Origin of the sequence: Alicyclobacillus contaminans DSM 17975 (assembly GCF_000429525.1) — a bacterium.
Lineage (GTDB): Bacteria > Bacillota > Bacilli > Alicyclobacillales > Alicyclobacillaceae > Alicyclobacillus_A > Alicyclobacillus_A contaminans.
In genome coordinates, this window is record NZ_AUCA01000011.1 from 54095 (window position 1) to 72493 (window position 18399).

At 59.7% G+C, this 18399-nt stretch carries 20 protein-coding genes and 1 riboswitch; of the genes, 1 reads left to right on the plus strand and 19 read right to left on the minus strand.

The window, feature by feature from the left end; translation table 11 throughout:
• Positions 1-14: 14 nt before the first annotated feature.
• The 12 genes from fliE to G463_RS0106410 all read right to left on the minus strand — a co-directional run bounded on the left by fliE (position 15) and on the right by G463_RS0106410 (position 11969).
• Complete coding sequence (gene fliE, locus G463_RS0106355; protein WP_026974491.1) at positions 15-317, minus strand: flagellar hook-basal body complex protein FliE; 303 nt, start codon at positions 315-317, stop codon at positions 15-17.
• A 14-nt stretch (positions 318-331) separates the two neighbouring features.
• A complete protein-coding gene (gene flgC / locus G463_RS0106360; protein WP_026974492.1) occupies positions 332-790 on the minus strand; it encodes a flagellar basal body rod protein FlgC in 459 nt (152 codons plus the stop codon).
• A 2-nt stretch (positions 791-792) separates the two neighbouring features.
• On the minus strand, positions 793-1212 hold the full coding sequence (gene flgB / locus G463_RS0106365; RefSeq protein ID WP_245575711.1) for a flagellar basal body rod protein FlgB: 420 nt from the start codon (positions 1210-1212) through the stop codon (positions 793-795).
• A gap of 149 nt (positions 1213-1361) precedes the next feature.
• Positions 1362-2747: an ATP-dependent protease ATPase subunit HslU gene (gene hslU / locus G463_RS0106370; protein ID WP_026974494.1), complete on the minus strand. Its 1386-nt coding sequence runs from the start codon at positions 2745-2747 to the stop codon at positions 1362-1364.
• A gap of 47 nt (positions 2748-2794) precedes the next feature.
• Positions 2795-3340 carry an ATP-dependent protease subunit HslV gene (gene hslV, locus G463_RS0106375; RefSeq protein ID WP_026974495.1) on the minus strand — a complete coding sequence of 182 codons (546 nt, stop codon included), beginning with the start codon at positions 3338-3340 and terminating at the stop codon, positions 2795-2797.
• A 13-nt stretch (positions 3341-3353) separates the two neighbouring features.
• Positions 3354-4283 carry a tyrosine recombinase XerC gene (locus G463_RS0106380; RefSeq protein ID WP_245575712.1) on the minus strand — a complete coding sequence of 310 codons (930 nt, stop codon included), beginning with the start codon at positions 4281-4283 and terminating at the stop codon, positions 3354-3356.
• Positions 4280-5695: a methylenetetrahydrofolate--tRNA-(uracil(54)-C(5))-methyltransferase (FADH(2)-oxidizing) TrmFO gene (trmFO, locus tag G463_RS0106385; RefSeq protein WP_425387059.1), complete on the minus strand. Its 1416-nt coding sequence runs from the start codon at positions 5693-5695 to the stop codon at positions 4280-4282. Before trmFO ends, G463_RS0106380 begins: the two co-directional genes overlap by 4 nt.
• Complete coding sequence (gene topA, locus G463_RS19155) at positions 5605-7731, minus strand: type I DNA topoisomerase (protein ID WP_051322011.1); 2127 nt, start codon at positions 7729-7731, stop codon at positions 5605-5607. Before topA ends, trmFO begins: the two co-directional genes overlap by 91 nt.
• 162 nt (positions 7732-7893) lie before the next feature.
• Positions 7894-9021 carry a DNA-processing protein DprA gene (gene dprA / locus G463_RS19160; RefSeq protein ID WP_169725432.1) on the minus strand — a complete coding sequence of 376 codons (1128 nt, stop codon included), beginning with the start codon at positions 9019-9021 and terminating at the stop codon, positions 7894-7896.
• A gap of 183 nt (positions 9022-9204) precedes the next feature.
• A complete protein-coding gene (gene sucD / locus G463_RS0106400; protein ID WP_026974498.1) occupies positions 9205-10107 on the minus strand; it encodes a succinate--CoA ligase subunit alpha in 903 nt (300 codons plus the stop codon).
• A 15-nt stretch (positions 10108-10122) separates the two neighbouring features.
• Positions 10123-11277, minus strand: coding sequence for an ADP-forming succinate--CoA ligase subunit beta (gene sucC / locus G463_RS0106405; protein WP_026974499.1), 1155 nt, complete (start codon positions 11275-11277; stop codon positions 10123-10125).
• Positions 11278-11549: 272 nt separating this feature from the next.
• A complete protein-coding gene (locus G463_RS0106410) occupies positions 11550-11969 on the minus strand; it encodes a hypothetical protein (RefSeq protein WP_026974500.1) in 420 nt (139 codons plus the stop codon).
• A gap of 148 nt (positions 11970-12117) precedes the next feature.
• Here G463_RS0106410 and G463_RS0106415 point away from each other — a divergent pair, with 148 nt between their 5' ends.
• Complete coding sequence (locus tag G463_RS0106415; protein WP_026974501.1) at positions 12118-13596, plus strand: YifB family Mg chelatase-like AAA ATPase; 1479 nt, start codon at positions 12118-12120, stop codon at positions 13594-13596.
• A 22-nt stretch (positions 13597-13618) separates the two neighbouring features.
• Here the strand turns inward: G463_RS0106415 and G463_RS0106420 are convergent, their stop codons facing one another.
• The 7 genes from G463_RS0106420 to G463_RS22790 form a co-directional block, all read right to left on the minus strand.
• Positions 13619-14005, minus strand: coding sequence for a YraN family protein (locus tag G463_RS0106420; RefSeq protein WP_084171301.1), 387 nt, complete (start codon positions 14003-14005; stop codon positions 13619-13621).
• Complete coding sequence (locus G463_RS0106425) at positions 13974-14234, minus strand: EscU/YscU/HrcU family type III secretion system export apparatus switch protein (protein ID WP_169725433.1); 261 nt, start codon at positions 14232-14234, stop codon at positions 13974-13976. The genes G463_RS0106420 and G463_RS0106425 overlap by 32 nt, the downstream gene beginning before the upstream one ends.
• The gene (locus G463_RS0106430; RefSeq protein WP_026974504.1) at positions 14234-15559 is read right to left on the minus strand and encodes a hypothetical protein; all 1326 of its coding nucleotides are present in this window, start codon (positions 15557-15559) and stop codon (positions 14234-14236) included. The genes G463_RS0106425 and G463_RS0106430 overlap by 1 nt, the downstream gene beginning before the upstream one ends.
• Positions 15559-16239, minus strand: a complete 681-nt coding sequence (locus G463_RS0106435) for a ribonuclease HII (RefSeq protein ID WP_245575713.1) — start codon at positions 16237-16239, stop codon at positions 15559-15561. Before G463_RS0106435 ends, G463_RS0106430 begins: the two co-directional genes overlap by 1 nt.
• A gap of 73 nt (positions 16240-16312) precedes the next feature.
• Positions 16313-17233, minus strand: coding sequence for a ribosome biogenesis GTPase YlqF (gene ylqF / locus G463_RS19165; protein WP_051322014.1), 921 nt, complete (start codon positions 17231-17233; stop codon positions 16313-16315).
• A gap of 92 nt (positions 17234-17325) precedes the next feature.
• Positions 17326-17667, minus strand: a complete 342-nt coding sequence (gene rplS / locus G463_RS0106445; RefSeq protein WP_026974506.1) for a 50S ribosomal protein L19 — start codon at positions 17665-17667, stop codon at positions 17326-17328.
• Between the two features lie 328 nt (positions 17668-17995).
• Complete coding sequence (locus G463_RS22790) at positions 17996-18142, minus strand: hypothetical protein (protein ID WP_156900108.1); 147 nt, start codon at positions 18140-18142, stop codon at positions 17996-17998.
• A gap of 99 nt (positions 18143-18241) precedes the next feature.
• A riboswitch (cyclic di-AMP (ydaO/yuaA leader) is annotated at positions 18242-18371 on the minus strand.
• Positions 18372-18399 lie beyond the last annotated feature (28 nt).

Consider the following 18399-nt stretch of genomic DNA (forward strand, 5'->3'; position numbering starts at 1 on the left):
GTTCACATAAAACGTCAGATCTGCATATTCATGATGGACTGATACGCGCTCACCACGCGATTGCGCACCTGTACCACCATATCCACCGCGAGCGAGGCCTCCTGCTCAGCCACCATCAGTTGATCAATGGACACCGGTCCGCCCGCCGCAAACGACGACGCCAATTGATCCGCCTCGTTGGTGGTGGCGTTCACCTGATCCAACGCATTCTGCAAAGCGTCCGCGAACCCGCTGCCCGCAGCGGACCCCGCCGCCGACGTCGAAGTCGAAGCGGGTGTGGCCAAACCTGTGTTTGATACGCCTGCGATGGTTACCATTCAGCGTTTCCTCCTCACTTGCCCAAGGACAGCGCGTCCATGGCCATCTGTTTGCCCGCGTCAAAGGCGGTCACGTTCGCTTCGTAGGCACGCGATGCCGAAATCATGTCCACCATCTCCGTGGAAATATCCACATTCGGCATTTGCACATATCCGTTCACCGCGTCGGGGTTCGTTGGATCATAGACCACTTTGAACGGACTGGGATCTTCTACAATGCCGGTTACCGCCACACCCGCGGGCTCAACCCCGGCCTGGCCAAAGGAGCCACCTCCGGACACCTGGTCGAGCACGCTTTGAAAAGATGTCGATTCATACTGGGGCTGCAGCACCACCATCTCCCGCCGATACGGGCCTCCCTCCGGTGTTCGGGTGGTCTGTGCATTCGCGATGTTATTCGCGATCACGTCCATGCGCAGTCGCTGCGCCGTCAGACCGGACGCACTGATTCCAAGACTGGGCATCCAGTTCAGCATTACGCTCCACCACCGTCAATGGCATTTTTCAATCTGTCCAACCGCATCTGCATATCCTGAACCAGCGCATTATATTGAATCTGATTTTCCGCCAAGCGTGCCATTTCCGCGTCCACATCAACGTTGTTGCCGTTATTGTCCACCGTGGTCGAGGTGTCGGTCACCACCTGCGGCTGAACATTCAGCGCTGCCTGCCAATTGGGGGAGCTCTGACTCAGCGGAATCCATTTTTCACCGGTGTCACTGGTGACCGTCGAGGTGTTCAAAGCATTCTGCAACAACGACTCGAATGTAACATCCTGTCGATGATATCCGGGCGTGTCGATATTTGCGATATTATTGGAATATACCTGTTGCCTTAGCTGCGCCGCTTGCATCGCGTTCTGAAGCAGCTGAAACGCTGTAATCTCTGAATTCACGGTCTCCCTCACCCCTCCATGTCACGAATGACACGGAGTACATGTTCGTCGAATCTTGTCAAATTCCTGCCGAAACGCGAAAAGTCTCATACAGACAGAAACGGACGGTCCCTCGGACCGTCCGGTAACGTGAAAAGAAACCTTCAACATCAGAGAATGAATTGGCTGAGGTCTTTGTTCACAACAATCGACTTCAACTTTTCATCGACGTACTCTGGCGTGATGACCACTTCCTCCAGATGTACCTCGGGGGCCTCGAACGACAGGTCTTCCAGCACCTTTTCCACCAACGTGTGCAGACGGCGGGCTCCGATGTTTTCCGTTTCCCGGTTCACCTGCTCCGCCATCTCCGCGATTCGGCGAATCGCTTCGTCCGTAAAGCGAACCCGGACACCCTCGGTTTCCAACAGTGCTGTGTACTGCTTCAGCAGCGCGTGCTGCGGCTCCTTCAGAATTCGCTCAAAGTCATCCGGTGTCAGACTCTCAAGCTCGACGCGAATAGGAAAACGCCCCTGCAGCTCCGGGATGAGGTCGGACGGTTTGGCGATGTGGAAGGCACCTGCACCGATGAACAGAATGTGATCAGTTTTGACCGCCCCGTACTTGGTGGCTACGGTCGAACCCTCAACGATGGGCAGAATGTCCCGCTGCACGCCTTCTCGAGACACGTCTCGACTATTCGTTTCTCGACCCGCGATTTTGTCCATTTCGTCAATGAAGATGATGCCGTGGTTCTCCACCCGGTGCACCGCCTCCGCCGTGACGGCATCCATGTCAATCAGCTTCTGCGCTTCCTCCTGTGCCAGTACCTTCCGCGCCTCGCGCACCGTCATTTTGCGCCGTTTCGTTTGTTTCGGCAGCAGATTGCCGAGTGCTTCCTGCAGGTTGCCGAGACTTTCCGGCCCCATGCCGGGCAGAAACCCGAGCATCGCGCCCTGCTGCTCCTCGACATCCACCTCAATCAGCCGATCCTCCAGTTCGCCCATCGCCAGTTGGTGCGCAACCCGCCGACGCTCGCTGCGCACCGCTTCTGAAGGACCGCTGTCGGTCCGGTTCCCCTGACCGCCACTGAACAGCATTTCGAACGGATTGCGCATCGTCTGCTTGGCATTGGGATCAGGCACAAGGGCTTCCACAATGCGCTGCTCCGCCTGTTCCGTCGCCTGGGCTTTCACTTTTTCCGCGTGCTCCGCCTTCACCATACGGATGGCCGCCTCCACCAGGTCGCGCACCATCGATTCGACGTCCCGTCCGACGTACCCGACCTCCGTAAACTTGGTGGCTTCGACCTTGAGGAATGGCGCGCCCACCAATTTACTCAGCCGTCGCGCAATTTCCGTTTTGCCGACGCCGGTTGGGCCAATCATCAAGATGTTCTTCGGCGTCACTTCCTCCTGCAACGACGGAGGGAGCTTCGCGCGGCGCATGCGATTCCGCAAGGCGATGGCGACCGCCCGCTTGGCCGCTTTCTGGCCCACGATGTACTTATCCAATTCCGCTACAATCTGCCGGGGCGTCATATTGACTTCTGGCATCCCAATCCCCTCTTTTCCTTCCATCCAGTTCCGTGATGAGGCAACGGTTAGTCGCCGATGGACTCGACCACAATGTGGTCATTGGTGTACACGCAGATCTCGGACGCGATTCGCAGGGCCTGTTCCGCAATTTCACGGGGCGACATCTCCGTGTTCCGGGCGAGCGCACGGCCCGCCGATAGGGCGTACGCTCCTCCGGAGCCAATCGCACAGATGCCGTCGTCCGGTTCAATCACTTCTCCAGTACCGGACAAAATGAACAGATGCTCTCTGTCCATCACAATCAACATCGCTTCCAATTTGTGCAGAATTTTGTCCGAGCGCCACTCTTTCGCCAATTCAACGGCCGCCCGCTGCAGGTTCCCATGGAATTCCTCGAGTTTCCCCTCGAATTTCTCGAACAGAGTGAACGCGTCCGCGACCGATCCGGCAAATCCCGCAATCACCTGTCCGCGGTACAATCTGCGCACCTTTCGCGCATTCTGCTTCATGATCATGGTATTCCCGAGAGTCACCTGACCGTCTCCGGCCATGGCCCCGCGCCCGTCCTTCAGGACGGCGAATATTGTCGTGGCATGCATCTCTTGCAGCATGCAACCGCCCCCTTCATTGCGTATCCAATGGCAGTCCGCTTTGTCGGGCTGCCCGCGGATGCGCCGACTGATACACCCGTACCAACCGTTCCCTCGTTGTATGGGTATAAATTTGCGTGGAAGACAGACTGATGTGGCCGAGCAGTTCTTGAACCACCCGCAGATCCGCGCCGCCGTCGAGGAGATGTGTGGCGAAACTATGGCGGAGGGCATGAGGACTGATATGGGCCAGCCCCGCCACTTCCGCAATCCTCCGATCCAAGATTCGGCGCACGCTGCGGTCGCTGAGCCGTCCTCCGCGCCGATTCACGAACAACGCCTCAGCGCACAGGTTCGCGCCGGCGCGAGCGGACAGGTATCGCTTGAGACTGTGCACCGCCCGACGGCCCATCAACACGTATCGTTCGCGGGCCCCCTTGCCGAACACGAGCGCTCCGCCCTCCTGTAAGTCTACGTCTGTCACATCGAGTGCAACACACTCACTCACGCGTATCCCAGTGGCATAGATGAGTTCCAGCAGCGCCCGATCCCGCAAGCTCCACAGATCATCCCCGGTGATGTGATCCAACAACGCGTTCATCTCTTCTTGATAGTAAAAATCAGGAATGCGTTTTTCCAGCTTCGGCATCGTCAACAGTTGGGCCAGGTTGCGCTCCGCAATCCCCACGCCGGTCAAATAATCGTAGAAACTACGATAGCACGACAACCGCCTGGCCACGGACGACTTGGCCAACCCACGCCGAATCTCCTGCGCCAGAAAGGAGCGCAGGTGCCTAAGCCGGATCTGTTCGACGGCATGGATTCCCTGCGCAGCCAGGTATGTCGCCAGTGCCTCCAAGTCTTTTCGGTAGGCGACGAGGGTCCGTTCGGACCCGCCGCGCGCTGCGCGCCGGACCTCGAGAAAGACGTCAATGGCGGATGGAATCGGCGTGGTTCCATTCACAGTTGAGACGCCCCCATGGTCCGCGCCAAGTCGGACAGCGCACGGTCGGCCATTCGCTGTGCGCGCTCTCGCTTGTCCCGAATGCGCTCCGGCAACGGCGGCATAATGCCAAAGGTCGCGTTCATCGGCTGAAAGTTGCCCTTGTCCGCGTGTGTGATGTAATGCGCCAGACTGCCCATCGCCGTCGTGGGCGGCAGCGTCACCAGGTTTTCGCCGCGCGCCAAACGGGCGGCGTTGATGCCAGCCAGCAGCCCGGCTGCCGCGGACTCCACGTATCCTTCCACACCCGTGATTTGCCCCGCGAAGAACAGGGTATCCCGAGCTTTGGACTGATACGTGGGATGCAGCGCGGTCGGACTGTTGATGTAGGTGTTTCGATGCATCACGCCAAAGCGGACAAACTCCGCCTGCTCCAACCCGGGAATCATGCGGAACACGCGAGCCTGCTCGCCCCACTTCAGATGCGTCTGAAACCCGACCAGATTGTACAGGGTTGCCGCCGCGTTGTCCTGCCGCAATTGAACTACGGCATAGGGACGCTCTCCCGTCTTTGGATTCACCAGCCCAACCGGTTTCATCGGACCAAACAACAACGTTTTCGGCCCGCGAGCCGCCATCACTTCTACGGGCATGCACCCTTCGAAGTACTTCTCTTCCTCGAAGTCGTGCAGAGGTGCTGTTTCCGCATGGATCAACGCCTCGTAGAATGCCTGGAATTCCGCTTCGGTCATCGGACAGTTCAGGTATGCGGCTTCTCCTTTATCGTATCGGGAAGCCAGGTACACCTTGTCCATGTCCACCGATTCCTTGGTCACAATCGGCGCCGCCGCATCGTAGAAGTACAGGTAATTCTGGCCGATGAACGCCCGTATAGACTCGGACAAATCCGGCGACGTCAACGGTCCGGTCGCGACCACCACAATGCCGTCGTCCGGCAGCGCCCGAATCTCCTCTCGCCGAATTTCCACCAGCGGGTGCTCCTCCAACGCGCGCGTGACCGCGGCGGAAAACCCCTCCCGATCCACCGCCAGCGCTCCCCCAGCCGGCACGGCATGCGCATCCGCCGACTGTATGATGAGCGACTGCAATCGTCGCATCTCTTCCTTTAATAGGCCAACCGCATTGGTGATGGCCGCGGATCGAAGGGAATTGGTGCACACCAACTCGGCGAACCGATCCGTATGATGCGCCGGCGTCTTCCGGACCGGCCGCATCTCATACAACCGCACCGGTACACCCTGTCTCGCCACCTGCCAGGCGGCCTCCGATCCGGCCAGCCCAGCTCCGATGACCGTTACATGCATCCGCTGCGCCCCCCTTGTTACGACAGTTTCTTCTTTCGAACACCTTTCACCTTCTGCCCGTGCGCCTTGGCCGCGCCGGCGTCCGGATGTGCCGCGGCGTTGCTGCAGACGACCAGCGACTCTCCCTTGGAACGCTTTTCGACCATCGGGTGGTGGCAAACGGGACACAGCGCTCCGGTTGGTTTGTCCCAGAGCACGTAGTCGCAGTCTGGATAGCCGCTGCATCCATAAAACACCTTGCGCTTCCCGCGACGTTCCACCAACGGTTTCTTGCACCGCGGACAGTCCACGCCGACTTCCTTGACGATGGGCTTGGTGTTTCGGCACTCCGGAAATCCCGGGCAAGCCAGGAATTTTCCGTAACGACCGTGTTTGTACACCATCTTTCGGCCGCACTTATCGCAAACCACGTCCGATTCCTCGTCGGCAATCTGCACGTGTTCCAATGTCTCTTCCGCGCGTTCGAGTTCGGTTTCAAACTCCCGATTGAATGATTCGAGCAGGGCGACCCAATCGGTTTTTCCTTCTTCGATGAGGTCCAATTGCTGTTCCAAATGGGCCGTGAAATCCACGTCAATCAGTTGGTGGAAGTTTTGCACCAACAGGTCAACGACGAGTTCTCCCAATTCGGTCGGATAAAACCGTTTCTGATCCAGTATGACATAGCCGCGTTTCAAAATGGTTTCCATCGTGGGCGCGTACGTGCTCGGCCGCCCAATCCCGAGTTCCTCCATCGCCTTGACCAAACTCGATTCACTGTAGCGCGGCGGCGGCTGAGTGAAGTGCTGTTCCGGCGACACCGTGGGTTCCGGCAGCGGCTGACCCTCGCTGAGCGGTGGAAGGATCTTGCCGTCCTTTTCGTCCGTTGCCGGATCGTCCGTGCCTTCGGTGTAAACCGCCATGAACCCCGCGAACTTGACAACGGAGCCGGTGGCTCGGAACCACGCTTCGTTGGCCCGAATATCCACCGTGGTCGTATCCAGCACTGCCTGCGCCATCTGGCTGGCCACAAACCGCTCCCAAATCAATTTGTACAATCGGAGTTGATCTCTGGACAGGAATTCCTTGAGGGAATCCGGCGTACGAACCACCGAGGTGGGCCGAATCCCTTCGTGCGCATCCTGGGCGTTGCCTTTGGTGGAAAATTGACGTGCCTCCCGCGGCACGAAATCGGTGCCAAAGCGGTCCGCGATGAACGCCCGCGCCTCCGTCTGCGCGGACTCCGCGATGCGCGTGGAATCGGTTCGCATGTAGGTGATGAGACCGACGGTGCCTTCTGCACCCACATCCAAGCCTTCGTACAGCTGCTGCGCAACGGACATGGTCTTGGACGCGCGAAATCCCAATTTGCGCGCAGCTTCCTGTTGAAGACTGCTGGTGGTGAAGGGTGGACTCGGATTCCGCCGGCGCTCGCTGCGCTTCACTCGCTCCACGCGGTAGTCCGCGCCTTCAATGTGCTTCAACAGTTCGTCGACCGCTTCGCGATTCGGCAACTCCGTCTTCTCGTCGCCATACCCTTGAAAACGTGCGCTGAACCGCCCTTGGGCCACTGTGAATTCAGCGTCCACCGTCCAGTACTCCTGTGGAACGAACGCCCGAATCTCCCGTTCCCTGTCCACAATCAAACGCACGGCCACCGACTGCACGCGGCCCGCCGACAATCCTTTCTTCACTTTTCTCCACAGCAGAGGACTCAAACGATAGCCCACCAGTCGGTCCAATATGCGCCGGGTCTGCTGGGCGTTGATGAGGTCATAATTCAGTCGACGCGGCGCATTGAACGCTTCGCGAACCGCGTCTTTCGTAATTTCATGAAACACCACGCGACAGGCTTCCTCCTGGTTCACGTCCAGCAGGTTGGCCAGGTGCCAGGCGATGGCCTCTCCCTCTCGGTCCGGGTCAGCCGCCAAAAACACTTTTTTCGCCTTTTTGCGCGCGTCGCGCAACGATTTTATGACATCGCCCTTGCCGCGAATGGTGATGTATTTCGGTTCAAAGTGACGTTGAATATCCACGCCGAGTTGACTCTTTGGCAAATCGCGGACATGGCCCATCGAGGCCTTCACGGTGTACTTCTTCCCCAGGTATTTTCCAATGGTCTTTGCCTTTGCGGGCGACTCCACGATAACTAAGTACTCGGACAAAACGCTACCTCCCCATGCCTGCGTCGCGCGGCACGCGCGGTGCGCAACAGGCAATCCGGCTACTGGTACCCAACGGGACACCCCCGCCGCCCAAGGAGAACCGGGCGGTGCCCCCGCGTTCTACAAATATTATCACCACACACTTTTCTTTTGCAAACGTCATCACCGGTCCACCACCGAACGGCCGCCGTGCGTTGCGGTTCCAGTGCGCCGGTACGTCCCGTCTGGATTTCTTGCCACCATGCCCGCCAGTTCTAATTCCAAGAGCCCTTCGTACACCCGTCCCACCGGTTGGCCCAACGCCCGGGCGAGCTGGCCCGGAAGTTTCGCCTCCACCATACTATCGTACAAATCTCGCCACCGTTCCGGAATTCCACTGCGCGACAATTCCGCATGGTCAAGTCCGCAATCCGCCAGGAACTCCGTCGGATCTAGCAGTACCTGCGCACCCTGTTGCAAGAGACGATTCGAACCGCGATGCAGCGACGCCGTGATGGGCCCGGGAACCACATAGACATCTCGGCCCAGATCCAGGGCGGCATCCACCGTGTGCAGCGCCCCGCTGCGTTCCCCCGCCTGAATCAGAACCAGTTTCGGCGACAGCGCGGCAATCAAACGATTACGCCAAGGAAATCGGTGCTTCGCAACCGGCACGTCCGGTGCGTATTCGCTGACAATCAACCCGCCACTGGCGAGGATCTCATCGTACAGCCGCCGATGGTGTGACGGATAGCAGAGATTCACGCCACACCCGAGCACCGCGGTCGTTCCGCCGCGGACGGCCAATGCCCCGCGATGCGCCACGGCGTCTATGCCTTCGGCGAGTCCGGACACGATGTGGATGCCGCCCGCCGCCAGGGTTTCCGCAATCCAGCGCGCCGCCTCCTGACCATAGGCGGACATGCGGCGGGTGCCCACGATACTGACGGTCCGCCGAAACGCGTGCATCCGCCCCTTCGTGAACAACACCAGCGGCGGTTGCGCCAACTCGAGCAACGCGTCGGGGTAGTCATCGTCCCCTCGAACCACGCACCGAATGTCACGGTGCATGAGTCGCTCCTCCACAGTCGCTGGGTCGTGCCCTTGACGCCATCGATCCAAGGCCCATACGGTGGCCGGTCGCAGGCGACAGACGGCCAGCCACTGCTCCGCTGATGACGCCCAAACCGCATGGGCACCCCCGAGACGGTCCACCAATCGGATGAGGGTGGTTGGCTCCACACTTGGGCAAGCCGCCAGTGCGATGGTACACGCGCGATCCCATCCATCCGAATTCCTCTCCGTCCCCATGCACCATCCCCCCCTATTCTCACAGCGTATAGCTGGAACGAAGGTGACGCCATTGCGCGTAGGGTACTCCTTCATCCTATCGGTCATCCCGCGTGACAATATCGCCGTGATGCATGTGCGAAAGAAAAAGCTTTCGGATCTCCCTGGAGATCCGAAAGCTTTCTTCCACAACTTCGCTGGTGATTACTTCACCAGGCACTTTTCCAACAGACCGCGTTCCTCAAGCACCTGCGCCAACGTCGCTCCAATTTCCGACGGTGTCGGCGCAACGCGGATCCCGCACGCTTCCATGGTGCGAATTTTCGACTCGGCTGTGCCGCTGCCGCCGGAGACAATCGCGCCCGCATGACCCATCCGGCGTCCCGGAGGCGCCGTTGCGCCGGCGATGAAGCCAACGACCGGTTTCGTCATATTGTCGCGGATCCATTCCGCCGCTTCCTCTTCCGCCGTACCACCGATCTCGCCGATCATGACCAACGCCTCGGTGTCCGGATCTTCGTTGAACATCTTCAGAACATCGATAAACTCCGTGCCTTTGACCGGATCGCCACCGATGCCGACAGCGGTCGACTGCCCGATGTTGCGCACACTCAGCTGATAGGCAGCTTCGTACGTCAGCGTGCCGCTGCGCGAGATGACGCCGACTTTCCCCGGCGTGAAGATGTAACCCGGCATAATGCCGATCTTACATTCGCCCGGCGTGATCACCCCGGGACAGTTGGGGCCAATCAAACGGGTGTGCCGCCCTTCCATATAACGTTTCACCTTGATCATGTCCAACACCGGAATGCCTTCGGTGATGCAGATGACCAGGTCCAATTCCGCGTCCACCGCTTCCATGATGGCATCCGCTGCCCCCGCGGGCGGGACGTAGATGACGGACGCATTGGCTCCCGTTTCACGAACCGCCTGTTCCACGGTATCAAACACCGGAAGACCTTCAATGGTGGTGCCTCCCTTGCCGGGCGCCGTGCCACCGACCATCTGGGTGCCGTACTCCAGGCACTGCTTCAGGTGAAAGGAACCGGTTTTCCCCGTGATGTTTTGTGTGATGACGCGCGTGTCCTTATTGACAAGAATACTCATCGTTTGGTTCCCTCCTCAAACCAGCGCCACAATGCGTTGCGCCGCATCGGCGAGTGAGTCTGCTGCCACGATGTTCAATCCGGATTCGTTCAGAATCTGCTTGCCCAAGTCGACGTTTGTGCCTTCCAGACGGACGACCAGCGGTTTGTTGAGTTGAATTTCCTTCGCCGCCGCGACAACGCCGTTGGCAATCACGTCGCATTTCATGATGCCGCCGAAAATGTTGACCAGGATGCCCTTCACATTCTCGTCGGACAGAATGATTTTGAAGGCCTCGCGAATCTGATCCTGGTTCGCTCCACCGCCGACATCCAGGAAGTTGGCCGGCGCCCCGCCGTAATACTTGATGGTGTCCATGGTCGCCATGGCCAACCCAGCGCCGTTTACCATGCAGCCGATATTTCCGTCGAGCGCGATATAGTTCAGCCCGAACTTGGAAGCCTCGATTTCCTTCGGATCTTCCTCGTCTTCATCGCGTAGCGCCAGAATGTCCGGATGACGATACAGCGCGTTGTCGTCGAAGTTCAGCTTCGCGTCGAGCGCGAGGACTTCTCCTTCCTTCGTCACGACCAACGGATTGATTTCCGCCACCGAGCAGTCCTTGTCCACAAAGCAGTTGTACAGCGCCGTCATGAACGCGACCGCCTTGTTCACCAGCGGCTTTGGAATATTGATGCCGTACGCCAGCTTACGCGCCTGGAACGCCGTCAGGCCAACGGCCGGATCAATCGTTTCGCGGAAAATCTTCTCCGGTGACTTGGCCGCCACTTCTTCGATTTCCATGCCGCCTTCCTCAGAAGCCATCATGACGACCCGACCGGAAGCCCGATCCACGACGACACCTATGTAGTACTCCTTTTCGATGTTCGTCAATTGTTCAATCAGCAGCCGCTTGACGACCTTCCCCTGCGGGCCGGTTTGATGCGTGACCAAGGTCTTCCCGAGCAAGTCCGAAGCGTGCTGCCGGACTTCGTCCAGAGACCTCGCCAACTTGACGCCGCCTGCCTTGCCGCGTCCCCCCGCGTGGATCTGAGCCTTCACGACACCTTGTCCACCGAGTTCCTGCGCGGCTGCCACAGCCTCGTCGACAGTGAACGCCACTTTCCCGGTCGGTACGGCAACGCCATACTGCGCGAGCACCGACTTCGCTTGATACTCGTGAATGTTCATGCAGCCGATTCCTCCCACACCATGTGTCTAACTACGCTTAAGTTTTGCGATTGAACGCCGGATACGCGGGCTTCGGCAGAAGACGTCATCGGTGTCATCCAATCGCATGTTTCAAGAGTCCTGTTATAGGATAAATGACTGGCGTGTCAATTACAACTTGAGCGCCCAATGAGTTCTTTCGAGACATGAAAAAATCGGCCGATTCCGCCTCGCCGACCGATTTTGACGATATTTCTACAGTTTCATGCGAAGGGGGCCGCCCGCACCGCACACTACCGAATGGCCACCCGAACCAAGGCGACCACGAAAGATATCGCCATGCATACCACGTACACGAACAGTTCCCGCGTCACCCTGCGTTCACGAAGGGCATGCAACACCAGACTGAGCGCGCTGCCGATGACGGCAAAAAACCATGTATAAATGATGGCTTGCGGTTGCCAAGCATGCGGAATACAGCTGACAACGGCAAACACACAGGCGATTGCAACCAAGACACGGTTGAGGATGACTGCGCTGAACATCGGCCAAGATCTGAAGCCACGAACGGACTGCCAGCGCTTTCGGGCGCGCCAAGCACGCATGCTGACCACGCGACCTTTGGATCCTCGCTGTCCATCCCGCTTTTCGCTGCGCAATTTTTCGTCCTGACTTTGCACTGCGATCGCCCCCATCACCATGCTCATCACCATCGTAGCGCCTCGTCCAAACATCTGCAATAAGATGTTCCTTTGTCCTGACAATTCTGGCTGCAGCGGCGAATTCCTGCTATATCTATACGTATGTTTTTCCGGCTTGAAATTGGCATGGACGAATCATTCATGAACGGAGGCGAATGCCATGATTGGACGATGCATGGCCGCCGTGCTGCACGGCTGGGTGGCCACCCCGGTCTCCGTGGAAGCGGACGTCATGAACGGATTACCTCAATTTCACATTGTCGGTTTGCCTGATTCTGCGGTGAACGAATCAAGGCTGCGAATCAAGTCCGCCATCCGCAACAGCGGCCTGCCGTTCCCGAACCAGCGCATTACCGTCAACCTCTCTCCGGCCAGCGTGCGCAAACGTGGCGCAGCGTTGGATTTGGCCATCGCCATCGCCATTCTGCGGGCTGCAGGGACCATTCCCGCAGAGCACGCCACCATTACGGCCTTTTGCGGAGAACTGAGCTTGTCGGGACAGCTCGAGCCCATTCGCGGCCTGGTGCGTTTGGCGTTCGCCCTTCGCGAACAGGGCATGACCGGCCTCATGGTGCCGGCCCAACAGCAGTTCCAATGCCTGCGCATATCTGGCGTTTCCTGGTTTCCTGTGCATTCGCTGGCGGATGTGGTGCGACTGCTGACTTCGAAAGACACACCCAAGCCATATCCCGGGACTGCGCTTGTCACTCCGTCCCCCGAGGCCGGAGATGTTGATTTTGCAGACGTGGTTGGCATGCAGGATCTCAAGCGCCTAGTGTCGGCAGCCGCCATTGGTGGGCATCACACCCTGCTTGTGGGCCCTCCGGGCTCAGGCAAGACCATGCTCGCCGAGCGAATGCACACCATTCTGCCAGACCTTGACGACCTGCAGGCTCTTGAGGTCTTCTCCGTACATGAAGCGGCGGGATACGACCATCCTCCCACCGTCCGTCCCCCCATGCGCATGCCGCATCACAGTTTGACGGTCGCCGGGATGATTGGCGGCGGCCAAATTCCTGTCCCCGGCGAGGTGACCTTGGCCCACCGGGGAGTGTTAGCGCTCGACGAGTTGTTGGAATTTCAACGGCCCGTGCTGGAATCGCTCCGCGAACCGCTCACCAACGGGGTCGTACATCTGTCTCGAGCCCGTCAGGCGGTGGTACTTCCAGCCGCGTTTCAACTGGTGGCCACGCTCAATCCGTGTCCCTGCGGACAGCACGGATTCGGCGAATGTCGGTGCACGCAGCACAGCGTACAGAAATATTGGGCTCGTCTGTCCGGCCCGCTGCTGGACAGAATGGCGCTGTGCATCCACGTGGAACGGCATGCGCCCATCTCTCCGCACAGCGTCGACCATTCCCCCATCTCATCGATGGACATGCGGCGTCGCGTCGCCGAAGGCAGAGCGGAACGGCTCCGACGCACATCGTCCGACGCCGGTGGACGGCAGCATACAGTCGATTTCACCGACGCTGCCCGCAGCGCGTGGCAGCGCATCGCTTCCGCCCGCGATCTGTCACAGCGAGCCGCCCACACACTAGTGCAGGTGGCGCGCAGTATCAGCATCGCGGATGGACGTACTGCCGTCTCCGCCGAAGATGTTTCGGAAGCGTGGGCGCACCGTCCCCGCGTTCTGTAGGTGGCGCGGCTGAGCCGTGCGTTCACCAGCCGTCCAACGCGTCACGCACATGGCGCAATCGATGCACAACGCCATCGCGCATATATATGCCAATGACATCGAGGCGAACCGGTCGTCCCCGGAGCTCGGGCTGGGTCAACAGCAAGCATTCAATCAGTCGCCGCAAGTGTCTACGCTTGTGGGCGTCCACCGCTTCTTCGGCGGTGCCAAAACGCTCACTGGCTCGGGTCTTCACTTCCACCACGACCACCCAGTCCCCCTCCGACGCGACCAAATCCAATTCCCCAAAGCGGCACCTCCAATTGACCGCATGAACGCGCCAGCCGAGTGACCGTTCCAGATACTCGCGGGCGATCCGCTCCCCTTCGGGGCCAATCCTAGGCTTCGCCCTCTCTTTGCCGGTAGACAATAGCCAACACCTCGGCTACGGCCGCGTACAGGGCTTCCGGAATCACGGCCTCGACTTCCAGCGCCATCAACGCATCAACCAGGGCATCGTCCTCGCGAACCGCCACATTGGCTTCGCGAGCCCGGTGCAGAATGGCTTCCGCCACAGCGCCCGAGCCTTTCGCCACCACCCGCGGCGCCATGTCATCCTGCTGTTGGTACCGCAGTGCCACCGCTCGCTTCGGTTTCATCACGCGTCAGCCTCCTCCAGATCTCCCACAGACCAGCCATCCATGCGCCACCCCACCCTCGACAAGGCTGCCGCAGCCTGTGCCTGGCTTCGTTCCAGCCGCTGGCGAAGCGCTCGATGATCGGTGCCGAAGTGAATATAGAGGGAAGGATAGCTGCAAATGAAGTGAATCGCCACCGTTCGACCTTCATAGGGCACCGTGAGGCGAAGGCGATGGACCGTTTGCCCGTTCGGGCCCGTGCGCGACTGACGCTCGCCCTGCCAGCGCACCACGAGCCGTCGTTCATCGTCGCGAGCGGGCCCCGGTACCCATATGCCCGCGCCCGTGACCGTCCCATCCGGATCCTGAACCGCCGCGCTCATCCTGTCCGCCGTCACCCACGCTTCCAGCGCATCACCGCGCGCCCCTGCCAGATGCTCTGCCCGCACCGCATGGAACGGTATCAATCGCCCGCCATCCGACGCCTCTATCCCTGGTGCGTCGCGCAAAAAGGTTGGATGGACCAACGTCGCGCGCCCCGCAGACGCCCCGGCGGAACTGCGTTCCACCAAGCTCGTCATGGCCGCCCACAACGCCTCGACCGCCTTGCTTTGTAGGGACTGCTCCGCAGCTGTGGAGACCTCGGGCGCGGCGGCGTACGGTGCTGTTCCGGATGGATCCGATGCCACCTCGGATGCGGTGGCCGCAGGCTGCCCTGCTGCGGCAGGCCCGATCCTGGACACAGCGCGAGCGGTCGGTGTTCCTTGAAATTGGGCGCCCCCCATCGCCGATGCCCCCGCAGGCATGGCGACAGTTCCGGGCAGCGGCGAGGATTCCGGTACAGACCGTGTCGCTTCGACCGCCTTCGGCGTCGCTGTCGTAGACGAGAATCCTGCATCGCGGGATGAGGTCCCCGCCGCAGGCGAAGGTCCCTGCACGGGCGAGGTCTCGGACAAGGGGGAAGGTACCGGGGCGGGAACGGTTCTTGCAGACGCTGCTGCAGAAGCCGGTTCCGCCGGACGTTCTGACATCCCGTCCTTCTGCCATTGCCAGAGTTCGGTCAACAGCCGACGCCATCCCCATTCCGCCTGGATGTACCGAGGATTGCTCAGAATGGCGAGAGGCAGCGTTCGTTCCAAGGGCAGGATGGTGTCACCCTGCGCAGCTTGTGCCGCGCTCCGTATGCTCGTGTCCGCCTTGGTGCCCGGTTCAGCGGCCGGGGTAGTCGGAAGCGTTCGGTTCGGACGCCCTTCTTCCAATGCCTGTCCCAGTTCCCGAACACCGTTCAACCGAGTGACCGACCCCATTCCCGGATTCGCGGTGATGCCTCGAATGGTGGGATCCATTACCACAACCTCGCTTGCAGGTGCCGCTGCACAGGTGCGAAGGACTTCCTATGGCACGCAGCGGGACCAAATTTTTGGAGTGCCGCAAGATGAACGGGTGTTCCGTAGCCCGCGTTCTGGTCGAATCCGTATTCCGGATAGGACTCGGCCAGTTCGGCCATCAACCGATCACGATACACCTTCGCAACCACCGACGCGGCGGCGATACTCAGACATTTCGCATCGCCATCCACCACCGGGATGCTGGGCCACGTCCTATCCCCGTACAGCGGCGCGTACGGTCCGTCCACCAGCACCAGGGAAACAGTGGTCTCCAAAGCCTCCATGGCTCTTGCCATGGCGAGCCGCGACGCCTGCAAAATGTTGCTTGCGTCAATCTCCTCCGAACTGGCGATGCCGATACTCACCGCTCGCGCGTTTCGGCAGATGATGTCATACAGCGCTTCGCGCTTCGCGCGCGACAATTTCTTGGAATCATCCACGCCCACAAACGCGTCGGGTGCCTGTCCCAGCACCACCGCAGCCGCGACCACCGGTCCGGCCAAAGCGCCGCGTCCGGCCTCGTCCACGCCCGCAAGATGTTCGGCGGTTCCGGCCAGCGCGCGTTCAAACCTCCACATACTGTGTACTTTCTCCATCGGCGACGCCTTCAGCGCGCCGTGTCCGTTTCCCTTCGCCAAAGAAAAACCCCCAGTCGACTGTTCATTCCCAGTCTACTGAGGATTCGTCCGTTTGACCAGATGGTCGGAGATTTCATTCATCACGTTCAGGCTGATCGTTCTCCCATGCCGCGGAAGTTGGCGCCCATTCCAACGTGACCCGCCCCAGCTTTCCAGTCTGCAGCTCACGCAGAACCAATTCGGCCGCACGCCCCGTATCGACCACGCCACCGCTCTGCATCAGCCCCCGCTGCCTGCCAATGGCCGCGAGCAAAGGCTCCACCGCATCCCACACCTCGGCAACGCCGGACCACGCCGTCTCCGGGAGGACCGGGACACCGTATCTGTCCGCCAGCAACCGCGGATAATGAGTGGAACACCAAACAGCAAAATATGCAAAGAGTGATTCCTTGTCCAGGATCTCCGACTTGATGGCCCCCGTAATCGCCAGGGTGTGGGCGACGTGTTCCTCTTCCAGTTTCGGCCACAGCACACCCGGGGTGTCCAACAGTTCCACTTGTCCGAGGCGGATCCATTGTTGCATCTTGGTAATCCCTGGGCGATCCCCCACGTTGGTGGCCGAACGTCCGGCCAGTCGATTGATGAGAGACGACTTGCCCACGTTCGGGATGCCCACCACCATGACCTTCAGCGGACGGGGCCGAATGCCCCGCTTCGCGTCCTTCGCCCGCTTCTCCGAGGCCACCGCCTCCAGTGCCGGGAGCACCCGTTGAACCCCTCGTCCCGTGCGCGCATCCAACGTGACCACCTGGTGCCCCTCGCGGCGCAGATGGGTTTCCCATCCGGCCGTCTGGGTTGGATCCGCCAGATCCGCCCGGGTCAGCACCACGACTTTCGGCTTTCGGCCAATCAGGGATTGTAGCATGGGATTCGCGCTGGCGTGCGGGATTCTCGCATCCAGCACCTCCACCACCGCGTCCACGCGGGCGATGGATTCGGCCATTTCGCGGCGAGCCTTCGCCATATGGCCGGGAAACCAATGAATCGGCTGCACAACAGTCGCTCCTTCACGTCTCACGAAGCCACATCGGCAACGACGTCTATGATTGAACAACGGGAGGCTCGCTGAGCCTCCCGTTGACCGCGTTATCGGATTTCCTTAATCCGCGCTGCCTTGCCGGACAAACCACGCAAGTAATACAGCTTCGCGCGGCGCACCTTGCCACGGCGCATAACCTCAATCTTTTCGACTTTCGGCGAATGCACCGGGAACGTACGCTCCACTCCGACACCGTAAGATACTTTTCTCACGGTGTACGTTTCACTGATGCCGCTTCCGCGGCGACGAATCACAACGCCTTCAAACACCTGAATCCGCTCGCGCTGACCTTCGCGCACCTTCACGTGTACGCGGACGGTGTCGCCCGGCCGGAAATCCGGAATGTCCGAACGCAGTTGTTCTGCCGCCACTGCTCGAAGTAGATCCATCGAAACGGCCTCCCTTCCCACAGGTGTTCATGCCTTCATCGCGCAGAGGACCACCGTAATCACACCGAGACATTGTATCACAGCTCCCGCGTGCTGAGCAACGTATTTTTAAGCCCCGCTGCTCCGTTCACCATCCATCGCTTGCGCACCATGAATCCTCCCTTCGCTCATCACGGCGCAGCACCGAGTGTCCTGGTTACACGGCGTCCGCATGCGCATCTCCCACGCTCCGCGCCGACGGCGCGTCAGTACAACAAAGGGCTGCCCCGTGCTATTGCACAGCGGGGACAGCCCGGCATTCACCCTTGTGGTGGATATGGTCCCTGGATTATGCGCGAATCTCGTCCGACACGTCGGTTGACTTTTCCGGCTCGGAATTCGGCGTCGCTTCTCGATGCCTTTTCAAAGCGCGGTTCAGAGACTTCATGATCTCAAGGTCACGAATCAGATCCGGCAATTCAGGTTGCTTCTTCATGACATCATCCCCCTCGATTTGTTGAAATCGCGGGTTCCAATTGGATGTCGTCGGGACGTACACTATGCGTGTATTCACGCACCGTGTCTGTCCGTTGCACGAACCTGCCTACACGCTTACGGAGTTAGCTGACGGATTCGGGAGTAGGATCCCTACGTCGAGACACCTCGACGATTCACCCCAATTGATTGGGTCCTCCGCTTCCATTGGAACTCAGCGATAGTATACGTAAAACATTATAACAGAAGGCAGGATTC

Coding starts and splice junctions, on each gene's coding strand:
- fliE (WP_026974491.1), bottom strand. CDS start 317: ATGGTAACCATCGCAGGCGTATCAAACACAGGTTTGGCCACACCCGCT.
- hslU (WP_026974494.1), bottom strand. CDS start 2,747: ATGCCAGAAGTCAATATGACGCCCCGGCAGATTGTAGCGGAATTGGAT.
- hslV (WP_026974495.1), bottom strand. CDS start 3,340: ATGCTGCAAGAGATGCATGCCACGACAATATTCGCCGTCCTGAAGGAC.
- dprA (WP_169725432.1), bottom strand. CDS start 9,021: ATGGGGACGGAGAGGAATTCGGATGGATGGGATCGCGCGTGTACCATC.
- sucD (WP_026974498.1), bottom strand. CDS start 10,107: ATGAGTATTCTTGTCAATAAGGACACGCGCGTCATCACACAAAACATC.
- sucC (WP_026974499.1), bottom strand. CDS start 11,277: ATGAACATTCACGAGTATCAAGCGAAGTCGGTGCTCGCGCAGTATGGC.
- G463_RS0106410 (WP_026974500.1), bottom strand. CDS start 11,969: ATGGTGATGAGCATGGTGATGGGGGCGATCGCAGTGCAAAGTCAGGAC.
- G463_RS0106415 (WP_026974501.1), top strand. CDS start 12,118: ATGATTGGACGATGCATGGCCGCCGTGCTGCACGGCTGGGTGGCCACC.
- G463_RS0106425 (WP_169725433.1), bottom strand. CDS start 14,234: ATGAAACCGAAGCGAGCGGTGGCACTGCGGTACCAACAGCAGGATGAC.
- G463_RS0106430 (WP_026974504.1), bottom strand. CDS start 15,559: ATGGATCCCACCATTCGAGGCATCACCGCGAATCCGGGAATGGGGTCG.
- rplS (WP_026974506.1), bottom strand. CDS start 17,667: ATGGATCTACTTCGAGCAGTGGCGGCAGAACAACTGCGTTCGGACATT.
- G463_RS22790 (WP_156900108.1), bottom strand. CDS start 18,142: ATGAAGAAGCAACCTGAATTGCCGGATCTGATTCGTGACCTTGAGATC.